Source organism: Nocardia vulneris (assembly GCF_001613425.1).
Classification (GTDB): Bacteria; Actinomycetota; Actinomycetes; order Mycobacteriales; family Mycobacteriaceae; genus Nocardia; species Nocardia vulneris.
The window spans coordinates 26247-40164 of record NZ_BDCI01000009.1; the positions used below are offsets into that span (position 1 = coordinate 26247).

Below are 13918 nucleotides of genomic sequence, written 5' to 3' on the forward strand. Positions count from 1 at the left end.
ACCGGCCCGCACCAACTTTCGCGACTCGCCCCGACTGAGACACCTCCTGCGGTACTTTCTGTAACACGTTCTAGATCTGGAGGCCTACCGTGCGGCACATTCCCGGTTTTTCCCTACTCGTCGTCCTGCTCGCCGCGCTGTGTACGGTCACCGCGAGTCCCGCGCGAGCCGACTACCCGGTCGACTACAACTTCTTCGCGGGTATCCCGAACGAGCTGCTGAATCACGGTGGCTCGCTGCCCGGCAGCAACGACTGGTCCTGCCGCCCGAGCGCCGCGCACCCCAACCCGGTCGTGCTGGCGCACGGTACCGGCGGTGGCGCGCAGACGAATTGGGGCGTGTATGCCCCGCTGCTGGCCAATCAGGGCTACTGCGTGTATTCACTCACCTTCGGCGCCTACGACCTGCCGTGGCCGATCTCGGCCATCGGCGGGATGCTGCCGATCGAACAGAGCGGACCACAGTTCGCCGCCTTCGTCGACCGGGTGCTCGCCGCCACCGGTGCGCAGCGGGTCGACATCGTCGGACACTCGCAGGGCAACCTCATCGGCAACTACTACGTCAAGCGGCTCGGCGGTGCGGACAAGGTCGACAAGCTGGTCGCCCTCGCGCCGCCGTGGCTCGGTTCGAATGTGCTCGCCACCGGGGATATCGCGGCCTTCAGCAAGCGCCTCGGCGCCGGGCCCGCGTTCGATGTCATGGTCGGATCCCTGTGTCAGGCCTGCCGTCAGGCGGTGCGTGACTCGGACTTCCTGCTGGCACTGAACGCCGACGGCGTCTACCACCCGAGCGTCACCTACACCAATATCGCGACCCGCTACGACGAGATCGTGGTGCCGTACACCGCCGGACTGGTACCGGGGCCGAACGCTACGAATATCGTGGTGCAGCAGGGGTGTTCGGACGATTACTCGGAGCACGCCGGTGTCGCGGGCAGTCCCCGTGCGGCGGCATATGTGCTGAACGCGCTGGACCCGGCGCATCCCGGCCCCGTGCCGTGCGAATTCATCCCGCCGTTCACGGGGTAGGCGTAGCGCTGCCCGCTCGACGCGAGCGGGCAGCGTGCGCACCGATCAGGCGATCGCCTTGCGCAGCAGGTCCAATGCGTCGTCGGCGATGCGCACCGCCCGCTGCTCGGACACGATGTCCTCGATATAGGTGAAGTTCCAGAACAGCTGTCCGTGACTGGAATTCACCGTTCCCACGTAGTACCCGCTCATCGAGATACCGGCGATGAACTGGGCGCCGGAGACGGTCCACGCGCCGACGCGGTCGGGGAAGTCGAACCGGCCGATATTGGACAGGCAGATATTGCCGGGCCCGCGCTGTTCGGCCATCTTCATGGTCTTGCCGCTGTGCCCCAACGACTTCGGCGTGACCACGCCCAGCATCGAGACCAGCGCGAAATGCTGGCTCGCGGCGGAGCGTTCGCGCAGGTCCTGGTTGGTCTGCGCGGCGACGTCCCAGAAGTCCACGGCGGGTCCGTAGGGCAGCACCGTCGGCAGCGTGCACACATAGGCGCCCGCTTCGTCCGCCCCGACGGGCGGCTGTAGCTCGCCGCGGAAATCGACCGGTGAGCCGATGGCCAGTTTGCCCGCCTGGCCCGGGGTCAGCTGTTCCCCGATCGCGGCCGCCAACGCGGCGCTCAGCGCACCGTGCACAGACACGCCTTTGGCCCGGCACGTGCCGGCCAGCCGGTCGAGTTCGTCGCCGTTCAGCTCCCGCCGGAGGAACCGGGTGCGGCGCCGCGAAGGCTCCACGGCCGCTTGCGCTTCCAGTCGCTTCGGCCGGGCCGCGGTCATCCGCAGTTCCTCGGCGAGCGCGACCCGCATCGATCGTGCCGCGCCGATCGCGCCCCGGAACTTCTTGGGCAGCCGCGCTTCCGGCGGATCGAACGTGGCCAGGCTCGTGACGGGAGCCGGATCGCGCTGTGCGGCTTCGGCGTAGGTCACCAGGTCCTGGAGCAGGCGCAGCGCCGACGTGCCGTCCGCGATGACATGGGACACCACCAGCACCACATCGTGGTCCGCGCCGAGATCGACGTGCAGCACGCGCGCCAGCGGTCCGCTCGCCCAGTCCGTGCCGGTCGCGAGTTCGACCTCGTCGACCTCGCGGGCCCAGGTCGCGTCGTCGCCGGTGACCGTGCGCACCTCGATCCGCGCGGCGGTCGGGACGAATCTCGGGTCGGTGCCGTCGGCGTCGGCCGCGATGGCGACGCGCAGGAACGGGTGCCTGGCGGCCAGCGCGTCGGCCGCGGCGCGCAGCAGCGTGGCGTCGAGCGCGCCGTGCACCCGGACCCGGGAGACCACGTTCAGCGGCGAGACCTGGTCCAGAATCCAGTACCAGCGTTCGATCGGGCTCAGCGGGCGCGACAGTGGGCCGGGCATCAGTCCACGCTGCCTTGCACGCGCGCGGGCAGCGGGTCGACGGTGAAGCGCATCGGTTCCATGTTCACGCGCTTGACCACCGAGGCGGGCGCGTAGCGCAGCACCAGATCCCGGGCGCCCACCGCCACCGGGTTGGCCAGCTGCTCGGTCATGCTCAGCCGCCGCGAATCGGCGACCAGCTGCTTCGTCCGGGGAATGCGCTTGGTCTCGTAGTCACGCAGCGCCGCAACGATATCGGTGGCGCCCGCCAAAGACTGGGCGAGCACGTAGCCGTCTTCGATGGCCGAACCCGCGCCTTGACTGAGGCTGGTGAGCATCGGGTGCGCGGCGTCGCCGAGCAGCGTCACCGGTCCCTCGCCCCACCGGTCCGAGAACGGCCGGTCCTGGGCGGGCACTGCCACGATCGCCGCCGGATCGGTCTCCGCGATGGCCTGGCGCACCTCCGGCGCCCAGCCCGCGAACGCGGCGACGATCTCGTCCTTGCCGCCCTGCCACTCGCGGGCTTGTTCGGCGGGCATGTTCTTGGTGCCCCACCAGTAGGCGCGGTCACCGCCGATATCGATCAGCCCGAAGCGCTGGCCCGGTCCCCAGTAGTGGCCCGCGTACCCTTCGGTCATCCGCGGATGCCGGAACGGGATGATCGCCAGCCAGCAGAGGTAGCCGTACTCGCTCACCGGCTGCTCGCCCTGCAACTGGGCGCGCACGGTCGAGCGGATGCCGTCCGCGCCGATCAGCAGGTCACCGGTGGCCACCCGCCCGTCGGCGAACGCCACCTCGACACCGCCGCCCGCACCCACCGTGTACCCGGTCGCCTTGGCGCCGTGGGTGATCGGCTGCGGCCCGCCCGCGGCCCGCAGCGTCTCGATCAGCTCGTTGCGGTGGATGCTGACCACCGGATGGCCGAGTTCGGCGGTGATCGCCGCGATCGGCAACTCGCGCAGCGGTTTTCCGGCCGCGGTCCGCAGTTCGAAGGTGCGCAGGGGCTGCCCGACGGTGGTGATGTCGAGGTCGAGCGCGGCGAGCACGGCCGTCGCGTTCGGCGCCAGCCCGAGCCCGGTGCCGGTCTTGCGCTGCTCGGTCGCCGCCTCGTAGAGCTCGACCTCGACGCCGACCCGGCGCAGCGCGACAGCGGCGGTCAGTCCGCCGATACCCGCCCCGAGCACAATCGCTTTCGTTGTTCCCATTCGTCTTACCGCCTTGCCGTACTCGTAGCAGATTCCGCCGTGTCGAGGCTGGCCGAGAGCTTCTCGGCCAGCGTCCGCACATGCGGGTCGATCATCATGTTCAGGTGATCGCCGGGGATCGAAACGACCTCGAGCGCGCCCTCGATGTAGTCCGCCCAGCCGTTGGAGTCGCTGTCGAACATGGTGCCGACGATCTGGTGCGCGATGTCCACCCCGGGCGGCAAGCCCTGTTCCGCGCGCAGGAGCGTGACGTCCCGGTCGAGCGGTTCGAGCCGGTAGTCCCGCGCCGCAGCGGAATTGGCCTCGAAGACGTCGTAGAGCCTGCGGATCGAGCGCGCGGAGCTGCCCGCCGGCAGGATGCCGACGGTGATCGCCTCGGTCAGCATCCGGTCGAACAGCTCGTCGGTGTCCGCGATGTCCTCGTCGAACTCGAACTCCGCGGCCGCCGCCCCACGGGCGTACCAGAGCAGTTCCAGGAAGAACCACTTCATCTGCGCCTGCTTCTTGATCGGCGCGCGTTCACCCGGCCGCAACGCGATGGTGTCGAGCAGCGTCACGCTGGCGACCTCGGATTTCGGTAGCTGCCTGGCGATTTCGAGCGCGACATAGCCGCCGAACGACCATCCGGCGACGTGATACGGCCCTTCGGGACGGACGCGCCGGATCGCCGCGAGATACGAGGCGGCCATCTCCGCCATCGACCGGATCGGCTCGCTACCGATGTCCGCACCCGCCGCCTGCAACGCGTACACCGGGCGATCCGCGGGGAGGTGCTTCGTCAAAGCCAAGTAGCACAGGACGTTTCCGCCGATCGGGTGCACCAAGAACAGTGGCGCGCCCGCGCCGTCGGCCCGCAGGGTGACCAACGGATCGAAGGCCCGGCGTCCGTCGTTGCGCACGATCGCGGCGAGCGCCGCCGCGGTCGGCGTGCTCACGAACGTGTCCAGCGGAATCTCGGTGTCCCAGCGCCGATTCAGGCTCAGCACCACGCGCATGGCGCCGACCGAGGTGCCGCCCGCGGCGAAGAAGTTCTGATCGGCGCCGATGGCGGGGATTCCGGCGAATTCGGCCATGATCGCCGCGACAGCGGCCTCCACCTCGTCGCGCGGTGCGAGGTACTCGGGGGTGTCCGCGGCGAAGTCGAGCCGCATTTTCCGCAGCGCCCTGTCGTCGCGTTTGCCGCTCGGCGTCTTCGGCAGTTCGTCGAGCCAGGCGAATTGGGCCGGCACCATATGTGCCGGGAGCACGGTACGCAGCCGGTCGGTCAGCGCCGCGACTTCCGTGCCGAGTTCGTCCCCGACGAGGAAGGCGGTCAGGACCGCGTCGATACCGCCGAACTCCCGTGCCACCACCGCGGTTTCGGCGATACCCGGGAACTCCGCCGCCAGCGCGGCGATCTGCAACTCCACCTCGGCCGGTTCCACCCGGAAACCACGAATCTTCACCTGGCTGTCCGCCCGGCCCCGGCACACCACATCACCGGAGGCCAGGCGCACCCCGAGATCGCCGGTGCGGTAGAGGATCTCGCCGTTGGGCCCGGCGGGCACGAAGCGCAGTGCGGTCAGGTCGCCGCGCTGTTCGTACCCGGAGGCGAGGGCCGCACCGCCCAGATAGATCTCGCCCTCGATACCGGTCGGCACCGGCCGCAGCCGGTGATCGAGCAGGTGTGCCTCGGCACCGGCGATGGGACGTCCGATCGGCGGCAACGCGGGGAACCGATCCGGTGCGCCCTGCATCGAATAGCTGAGCGCGACATGGGTTTCGGTGGGCCCGTACTGATTCTCCAGCAGCACTCCGGGAATCGCGGCCAGCAGCTTCTGGACCTCGGGGGTGATCCGCAACTGCTCACCGGAGGAGACGATCACCGCCAGATCGGTGGGGTAGCGGCCGGTCGCGATCGCGGCCTCCGCGAACGCCTGCAACGCCACGAACGGCAGGAACAGTCGTTGCACCCGCTCGGTGATCACAGTGTCGAGCAGCGCCGTCAGATCGGAGCGATGCGCGGCGTCGGCGAGGCGCAGGAGACCGCCCGCGGTGAGCGTCGCGAAGATCTCTTGGAACGAGACGTCGAAGCTCAGGGGCGCGTACTGCATGGTGCTCATCGCCCGGGTGCCGGACTCCGCGCTGTTCTGCCACTCGACCAGGTTGGCCAGCGCACGATGCGGCATCACCACCCCCTTGGGCTCGCCCGTCGAGCCGGAGGTGAACAGTACGTAGGCGGGGGCATCCGGCGCCACCACGGGCAGCGGACCCGCGGGCTCGCCGGTACCGTCGGTGAGCGTGGCGGCGGCGAGCAGCAGTCCCGGATCCGGGACGAGGTCGGCGTATTCGGCGTCGGCGACGATCCGGGCCGGTGTGCTGCGCTCGATCATCGAGCGCAGCCGCTGTTGCGGATAATTCACGTCCAGCGGCACGCAGACCGCGCCCACCTTGGCGATCGCGAGCACGGTGGCGATCAGTTCCGGTCGGCGCTGCATCAGCACGCCGATCCGAGCCTGCGGCGGCAGGCCGAGCGCGGCCAGCTTGCCGGCGATCACCTCGACGCGGAACGCGAGCTCGTCGTAGGTCCAGGCATGCGATTGCGACCGGATGGCGATCGAATCCGGCTGCCGGGCGGCCTGATCCGCGATCAGCTGGGCCAGATCTCGGGCATTGGCGCGATCGGCGCCGACATCGATCGCCGCATGGGGTTCGGCGACAATGCAACTGAGCAGCCGCAGGCACGCGGTCGCGAGCGCCGCGCACTGCTGCTCGGTGAGCGAGGTGTCGCCGTCTACCCGGACCAGCATCCGGCCGTCGCGCGGATCGGTGGCCACGGTGAGCAGCACCGGGAAATTGGTTTCCTCGCGTGCGTCGAAGCCGAGGAACTCGAGGCCGTCGACCGCCGTGACCGCGCTGAAGACGTGGTAGTTGACGAAGTTGAACGCCGTCTCGAACACCGTGGCGCCGCGATCGGCGAGGATCGACCGCAGCGGATAGCGCCGATGGGGGTAGCTCTCGCGCTCGCGCCGCGCCACCTGGTCCACGGCGTCGAACCACGTCGCCGCGGTGTCGTCGAGGCGCATCGGCAATGTGTTGAGGAACAGCCCCGCAATGGATTCCGCGTCCGCCCGACCGGGCCTGCCGTGCCCGATCACGCCGGTGGTCACGTCGTCCTGTCCGGTCAGCGCCCGCAGGGCGAGGCAGTGCGCGGCCAGGAACAGCGACTTCAGCGGGATCTGCTGCTCGGTACTGAAACGTTGTGCGGCGGCTTGCAATCCGCGTGGCAACAGCAGGGTGGTCTGCGGGCGGACGGCGGGGCCGTTGTCCGGCAGGTGCTGCCGCAGCGACGGCAGCGCGGTGGGGTTCGCGTTGTCCAGGAATTCGTGCCAGTAGGCCCGGTGCGCCGGATCGTCGGATGCCTGCTGTTCGATCTTCGCGTACTCGGCGAGCACCGTGGTCGGCAGCGGATCCGCCGCGACGCCCGGCAGCGCGAAACCCAGGTGGCTCAAATAATCCTGCAGCAGGCTGCGCATCAGGTTGGCCACGCTCCAGCCGTCCAGGATGGCGTGGTGGAAGCTGAGCACCAGCTCCACCCGCTCGCCCGTGTGGTAGACGCGCAGGTGGAACAGCGGCGCGCTACGGATGTCGTAAGCGAAATGCCTGCGCTGCTCGACGTATTCGTCGATCTGCGCCGCGTCGTCGGCCGATGCCACCGACAGGGGGTCGTCGACGCGGTGGCGCACGATCTGCAGCGGGACCGAGTATCCGGTCAGGTCGAACGCGGAGCGTAGCGCGGGCTGGCGGTGGACCAGCCGATCGAAGGCGGCACGGAACTGATCCTCCTGCCACGGCATCGCGAGCCGGTATCGGAAGACATCCTTGTAGAGCGTGGAATCGGCGCGCTCCGCGGCGTGGAAGAGCATGCCGAGTTGCAGCGAGGTCGCCGGGAACGCGTCCGCCGCGGCGTGCAGCGCCGCCCGATCGACCAGCGGGAGCAGTTCGAACAGCTCGGTCACCCGATCCGCTTCGGCCGGCGGCGCCGCGCTCACCTGCGCGGCGAGTTCGGCGATGGTCGGCGTGGCGAACAGCAGGTCCACGTCCAGATAGAGGCCACGCTGTTCGGCGGCCGTGCGCAGCGCGAGCGCCAGAATCGAGTCACCACCGTGGGTGAAGAAGTTGTCGTGCACCCCGATCGGGGCGCCGAGCACCTGCGCGCAGATCTCGACGAGCGCCGCCTCGGTGGCGTTGCGCGGCTGCCCGGCGCCCGCACCGCGCGCGGCGGACTCGGCGGCGACCAGCGCGCGGCGATCCGCCTTGCCGTTCGCGGTGAGCGGGATGGCGTCGAGTTCGAGGAAACGGCTCGGTACCAGGTAACCGGGCAGGCGCGCCGCCAGGTGCGCGGCCACGGTGTCCGCGGTCGCGCTACCGGGCTGCTCCGCGACGAAATAGCCGACCAGGTACGCGCCGTGCGTGTCCGAGGGACGGTCGAGCACGGCGGCGGCCCGCACTCCGGGTGCGCCGAGCAGCTGGTTCTCGACCTCGCCGAGGGTCACCCGGTTGCCGCGGATCTTCACCTGATCATCGGTGCGGCCCAGGTATTCGAGGGTGCCGTCGGCGCGCCAGCGGGCGATATCGCCGGTCCGGTACCGGCGTCCGCCCGGGACCGCCGGGTCCGGGACGAAGGCGGCTGCGGTGAGTTCCGGTTGGTCGAGGTATCCGCGGGCGACACCGACACCCGCGATGTTCAGCTCACCCGGCACCCCCGCCGGGACGCGGTGGCCCGCGGCGTCGCGGATCGAGAGCGAGATGTTCTCGATCGGACGGCCGATCGGCACGACCGGCAACGCCGCCGGGTCGGCCGGGCAATCGAAGTACGAGACATCGATGGTCGCTTCGGTCGGGCCGTAGAGGTTGACCAGCTGAGGTGCCCGCGTGGTCCCGGCGAACACCTGCGCGAAGCGCGACACCAGCTCGGCCGGCAGCGCCTCACCGCTGCAGAACACCCGGCGCAGGGTCGAAACACGCTGGAGCGCAGCGGGATCGGCACTCAGCTCGGCCAGGAACGGACCGAGCATCGACGGTACGAAGTGCAGTACCGTGACGCCGTGCGCCGCGACCGCGTCGATGATCCGGCGCGGATCGCGTTCGCCGTCCGGGCCGAGCAGCGCCACCTCGGCGCCGGTCATCGACCACCACAGCAGTTCCCACACCGAGACGTCGAAGGTGGCCGGGGTCTTCTGCAGGATCACATCGGTCGCGTCCAGCGGATATCGCCGCTGCATCCAGGTCAGCCGGTTCACCACCGACCGGTGCTCGACCATGACGCCCTTGGGCCTGCCGGTGGAACCGGAGGTGAAGATCACGTATGCGAGATCTGCTGGGGCGGCGCTCGATTCGGCGAGCGGCGCGGCTTGCTGGTGCACCGGGATCCGGCGGACCGGCCCCGGTGTGGCCTGCTCGTCCAGTTCGGGGGCGGTGATGACGAACCGCGCGCCGCTCTCCGCGATGACCATGGCGATCCGGTCGGCCGGGTAGCCGGGATCGATCGGGACGTAGGCGGCGCCCGCACGCAGCACGCCCTGGATCGCGATCAGCAGTTCGGGGGAGCGGGGCAGCACGATCGGAATCCGCTCGTCGCGCTGTACCCCGCGCCGGAGCAGCTCGGCGGCCAGCCGGTCTGCCTTGTCGCGCAACTGCCCGAAAGTCAGTGTGCCCGCCTCGGACAGCACCGCGCGGGCGTCGGGGGTACGCGCGGCCTGCGCGGCGAACAGCTGATCCAGCGTGGTGTCGGGAAACTCGGCGTCTGGCCCGTGTTCGAAGGATTCCAGTGCGGCGCGATCGGGTCGTGGCAGCCAGTCCAACTCGGCGATCGGCGCGTCCGGCGCGGCCAGCGCCGCGCGGAGCAGCCCGCCGACCTGCCGGATGGCGGCTGTGATCGGAAAGTTCTCGTCGAACACGTCTTGCGAGTCGAAGACGTGCAGATCCACGGTGCCGTCCCGTTCATGTTCCACCGCAACGATATTCACCGCCTCGGCGACGGTACCCGCGGAGAAGAACTTGGAGCGCTCCATCAGCCGCTCGATATGGTCGGCCGAGGGCATCCGGTTGTAGGAGTAGGTGACGTCGAACAGCGTCGGCACCATGGCGTGCCGCTCGGCGAGTGCGCGCACGATGTCACCGTACGGAAAACCCTGGCGCTTCTTCAGTTCTCGCACCTCGGCGGCGATCTGTGCGGCCACCTGCAGCAGCGTCGGCGCACCCGTCAGGCGCACCCGCAGCGGCGCCACATTGGTGAAATCACCGACGGTGAGCATCTCCTCTGGCGTGTTCCGGTTCAGCATCGGCACGCCCAGCACCACCTCGTCGGTCCGGTGCGTCATGGCCAGATAGGCGGCGATCGCCGCAGAGGTCACCGAGAACAGCGAAATACCCGTTGCGCGTAGCCCGTTCACCAATTCGCGGTCCAGCCGCAGCGAATGCATGCCTCGCTCGACGGTGTCCAGTGTCGCGGTCCTGGGGAACAGGGCGGGCCGCACGTCGGCCAGATAGCCGACGAACCAGTCGCGGTCGGCGGCCCAGCCCGGCGTGGCCTGATATTCGGCCGTCCGCTCGGCGTAGGCGAGGTACGACGGCATCTGGTAGAGCGGCAGCGTGTCGGTCGGCGCCTCGCTCTCGTACTCGGTAATGATCTGTCCGGTAACGATATTCAGTGCCCAGCCGTCGCCGCCGGCGTGATGCATCCGGCCGAAGAGGTAGAACGAGTCCGGACCGTCGACCAGGACGGCGAACCGGAGCATCTGGGTGTCGGCCGGGACGACACGGCGATTGGCGGCCAGCATCCACTCCTGGCAGGCCTGTTCGGGATCGGGCGCCGTGCTGAAGTCCAGTACCTCTACCTCGGGCGTGTCGTCGCTGAGATGTTGCCGGAGTTCGCCGTCGACGGTCGTGATACGCAGTCGCAGTGCGTCGTTGCGGAGATATGCGAGTTCGATGCAGCGAGTGATCCGCGCGATATCGACCGATTGCTCGATATGACTGTAGCCCGCCGCCTGGACAATCGGGAGATCCGGGTGCCGCGAGGCGATGGCCATGATGTCGCGCTGATAAGCGGTCAGCGGCCAGCTTTTCGTCGGGGGAACGGACGAATGGGAACGGTCGATCATCGAAGCCTCTCTAGCATTTGGCGCACTGCACAAATCGGCCGCGAAAATGCGTCCTATCTGCACGAAAGCCGGTGTTGCCACGAGAAATTCGGGCAGCGCCGTCCCCGCCCCGCGCCCCATTGCGCACATTTGCTGCCCAGTTTGCGGCACCCCACCGTTATGCCTACCTTGGCGGGTGGTGCCCGTGCGTAGCAAGCCCCGAGACTCGGGATCGTGACTTGTTTCACGTTGGGCGGCAGATGATTTGACGTAGATGAGGTGGATATGCAACCGAGTGATCGAACAGCGCGTGGGGCCGTCGTACTGACCGGGGCGTCGTCCGGTTTGGGGCGGGCCGCCGCAATTCATCTCGCACGCAGCGGCTTCACAGTTTTCGCCGGTGTGCGATCGAAAGAAGCTGCCAAAGATTTGGCAAACGAATCCGAAAATCTGATCCCGATCGAACTGGATGTGACCTCGGCGGCGGCGATTTCGGCGGCCCGGGAAAAGGTCACCGAAACGTGTGGTGAACAAGGGCTGCTGGGCTTGGTGAACAATGCGGGTGTGTGCGTCTCGGCCCCGCTGGAATGCGTTTCCGCAGCAGATCTGCGCTATCAGCTCGAGGTGAACGTGGTGGGCGCGATGGCGATGGCGCAGGCCTTCTTGCCGCTGCTGCGCGCGGGCCGGTCGGCGGGCGGCCCGGTGGGCCGGATCGTCAATGTCAGCTCCGGTGTCGGGCGGGTTGCCTCGCCGTTCCTGGGCGTCTACGCCACCTCGCAATTCGCCAAGGAGGGCCTGTCCGATTCGCTGCGCCGGGAGCTCACCGCACAGTCGGTGAGTGTGTCGGTGATCGAGCCGGGCGCCATTCTCACCCCGATCTGGGACAAGGTCTCCGACACCGCCGAGCGCATCCTCGGTGAGTCCTCGCCCGAGGTCGCGGCCGTCTACCGGAAGCCGTTCACCGCGTTCGTCGCGATGAACGAGCGCCGCGCGAAAGCCAGCCGCACCAAGCCGGACCAGTTCGCCGCCGCGGTGGCGCACGCGATGACCGCGCAGCGTCCCAAGGTGCGCTACCGGGTCGGTATCGACTCGTGGGCAGCGACTTTCGCCTCGCGCCTGCTGCCGGACAGCGTGCTCGACACGGTGCTCGTCAAGGCGGCCGCTAGGTGAGGACCCGCTATCTCGGCCTGGCGGTGCTCTGCCTGGCCGAGGTGCTCGTGGTGATCGACAACACGATCATCAACATCGCCTTGCCGACGCTGAGCCGGGAGCTGGGCGCCGGCGTGAGCGGGCTGCAGTGGTCGGTCGACGCCTACACCCTGACCTTCGCCGGATTCCTGCTCGCCGCAGGCAATCTGGGTGATCGATACGGACGCAGGCTGGTGCTGTTCATCGGCATGGCCGGTTTCGGCGTCGTCTCCGCGATCGCGGCCTCGGTGGACTCGCTCGGCGCGCTCATCGCGGCCAGGGCGGTGCTCGGCGTCTTCGCCGCGGCGGTGTTCCCCGCGACGCTGGCGCTGGTCACCGTCCTGTTCACGGAGAAGCGAGAACGTTCGATCGCGGTGGGGCTGTGGGCCGGGGTGGCGGGCATCGCGATCGCATGCGGGCCGCTGGTCAGCGGCTGGCTGCTGGCGCATTTCAGCTGGCATTCGGTGTTCTGGATCAACGTGCCGGTAGCCGTGCTGGCCTTCGCCGGCACCGTCCTGTGGGTTCCGGAAGCCAAGGCCGACAACCCTTCTCGGCTCGATGTGGGCGGGCTCGTGCTCTCGGTGCTCGGCGTGAGTTTGCTCGTCTGGTCGATCATCGAGGCGCCGCGGCACGGCTGGGCCGCTCCGGTGACCCTGGCCGGTGGGGCGGGCGCTGTGCTCGCGCTGGCCGCGTTCGTCTGGTGGCAGCTGCGGGTGCCGTATCCGCTGCTCGACGTGCGCCTGTTCACCCACCGCCGCTTCGCCATTCCGGCCGCGGCGATCTCGGTGGCGTTCTTCGCGCTGTTCGGGTTCGTGTTCTTCTTCACGCTGTACTTCCAAGCGATACGCGGATATTCGACGCTGGAGACCGGTGTGCGGGCGCTGCCGTACGCGCTCGGCGTCGCGCTGACCGCACCGGTGGGCATGTGGGCGGGCCGCCGCTTCGGCACGGCCGCCCCGGTGGTGCTCGGTCTGGCGATTTTCTGCGGCGGGTTCATCGTGGCCGCCTACTCCGACGAGTACACCTCCTACGTCGGCGTGATCTTGCCGGTGACGCTGGTGATGGGCGCGGGGCTCGGCCTGGTTCAGGGCCCCGCCACCGAATTGCTGATGTCCAACCTCGCCGAGGCGGACATGGGCGTCGGCGCCGCGATCAACGACACGACCCGCGAGATCGGCGGCGCGCTCGGCGTCGCGGTTATCGGGTCGGTGCTGGCCTCGAACTATTCGTCGGCGATCCGCCCGCGGGTGGAAGGCTCCGGACTGCCGCAGGAAGCGGCCGACGCCGCGGTGTCCTCGGTGGTCGGTGGCTTGGAGGTGGCCCGGCGGATCCCGATCCCCGCGCTGCGGGAGCAGGCATACGACGCGGTGCGCGAGGCCTTCTCGGGTGCGATCTTCTGGACGTCGATGACGGCGGCGATCGCGACCGGAGCCGGCGCGCTGCTGGTCGCCTTCGGTTTGCCATGGCGCGAGGGCCGGCACGACACGACGGCCACACAGCTCGACGTGGTGGGCAAGCGCTGACCGACACGGCCTGCCCGCGGCCGGGACCGCGCGTGGCGGGCAGGCGACCGCGCGGCGGGACGCCTGCACCGCCCACCGCTGACCGGTCGGTTCCCGTAGGGTGGAAGCGAGCGCCAGACCCCGCCGGTGACCCATCCGCTCGCCGATCCCGCCAGGTCGACCCCGCGCCGAACAGTCGTGCCGCCACGAGCCGCCAAGTGCGGGCGAGCAGCGGTGCGGTGGTCGTGGTCGGCCGGGAACTGTGCACGGACGTTCGGGTTGGGACGTTTTCATCTGTTCGCTGAGGGCAAAACCTTGTCGGAAACGAATCATGCAACGCTCACGTTATGAGTGAATGACCGTGCTGACGCCGGTCGCCAATAGGGTGGACTGGCGGCGGCAGTATCCCCCGGCAACTAGAGTGGAGTCGGGGGCCACGACCCCCGGGCTTCATGGCAGGCTGACGCCCACGGTTGTTACACAGCACACTGCGGCGTCTGTTGCCAGAATGTCGGAAGCAGGAGAGTGAGGGA

The 13918-nt window shown here is 69.0% G+C and carries 6 protein-coding genes; 3 read left to right on the plus strand and 3 right to left on the minus strand.

Features of this window, described 5'->3' with window-relative positions; all coding sequences use genetic code 11:
- Positions 1-89 precede the first annotated feature (89 nt).
- Entirely contained in the window at positions 90-1028 is a 939-nt protein-coding gene (locus NVU01S_RS13330; protein WP_043680792.1) for an esterase/lipase family protein, read from the plus strand.
- Between the two features lie 45 nt (positions 1029-1073).
- Here the strand turns inward: NVU01S_RS13330 and NVU01S_RS13335 are convergent, their stop codons facing one another.
- Genes NVU01S_RS13335 through NVU01S_RS13345 form a run of 3 tightly spaced genes read right to left on the minus strand, consistent with a single transcriptional unit; the run spans position 1074 to position 10716 of the window.
- On the minus strand, positions 1074-2387 hold the full coding sequence (locus NVU01S_RS13335) for a phthiocerol/phthiodiolone dimycocerosyl transferase family protein (RefSeq protein WP_043680788.1): 1314 nt from the start codon (positions 2385-2387) through the stop codon (positions 1074-1076).
- Positions 2387-3571, minus strand: a complete 1185-nt coding sequence (locus tag NVU01S_RS13340; RefSeq protein ID WP_043680785.1) for an FAD-dependent monooxygenase — start codon at positions 3569-3571, stop codon at positions 2387-2389. The genes NVU01S_RS13335 and NVU01S_RS13340 overlap by 1 nt, the downstream gene beginning before the upstream one ends.
- Before the next feature lie 5 nt (positions 3572-3576).
- Positions 3577-10716 carry a non-ribosomal peptide synthetase gene (locus tag NVU01S_RS13345; RefSeq protein ID WP_043680781.1) on the minus strand — a complete coding sequence of 2380 codons (7140 nt, stop codon included), beginning with the start codon at positions 10714-10716 and terminating at the stop codon, positions 3577-3579.
- A gap of 264 nt (positions 10717-10980) precedes the next feature.
- On the opposite strand from NVU01S_RS13345, the gene NVU01S_RS13350 reads away from it, so the two are divergent.
- Together NVU01S_RS13350 and NVU01S_RS13355 are read left to right on the plus strand one after the other, a co-directional pair.
- Entirely contained in the window at positions 10981-11865 is an 885-nt protein-coding gene (locus tag NVU01S_RS13350; protein WP_043680776.1) for an SDR family NAD(P)-dependent oxidoreductase, read from the plus strand.
- The gene (locus NVU01S_RS13355) at positions 11862-13406 is read left to right on the plus strand and encodes an MFS transporter (RefSeq protein ID WP_043680773.1); all 1545 of its coding nucleotides are present in this window, start codon (positions 11862-11864) and stop codon (positions 13404-13406) included. Before NVU01S_RS13350 ends, NVU01S_RS13355 begins: the two co-directional genes overlap by 4 nt.
- Positions 13407-13918: the final 512 nt, after the last annotated feature.

What these genes read in the sequence shown, in the direction of transcription:
- NVU01S_RS13335 (WP_043680788.1), bottom strand. Translation starts at nt 2,387, where the DNA reads ATGCCCGGCCCACTGTCGCGCCCGCTGAGCCCGATCGAACGCTGGTAC.
- NVU01S_RS13340 (WP_043680785.1), bottom strand. Translation starts at nt 3,571, where the DNA reads ATGGGAACAACGAAAGCGATTGTGCTCGGGGCGGGTATCGGCGGACTG.
- NVU01S_RS13350 (WP_043680776.1), top strand. Translation starts at nt 10,981, where the DNA reads ATGCAACCGAGTGATCGAACAGCGCGTGGGGCCGTCGTACTGACCGGG.
- NVU01S_RS13345 (WP_043680781.1), bottom strand. Translation starts at nt 10,716, where the DNA reads ATGATCGACCGTTCCCATTCGTCCGTTCCCCCGACGAAAAGCTGGCCG.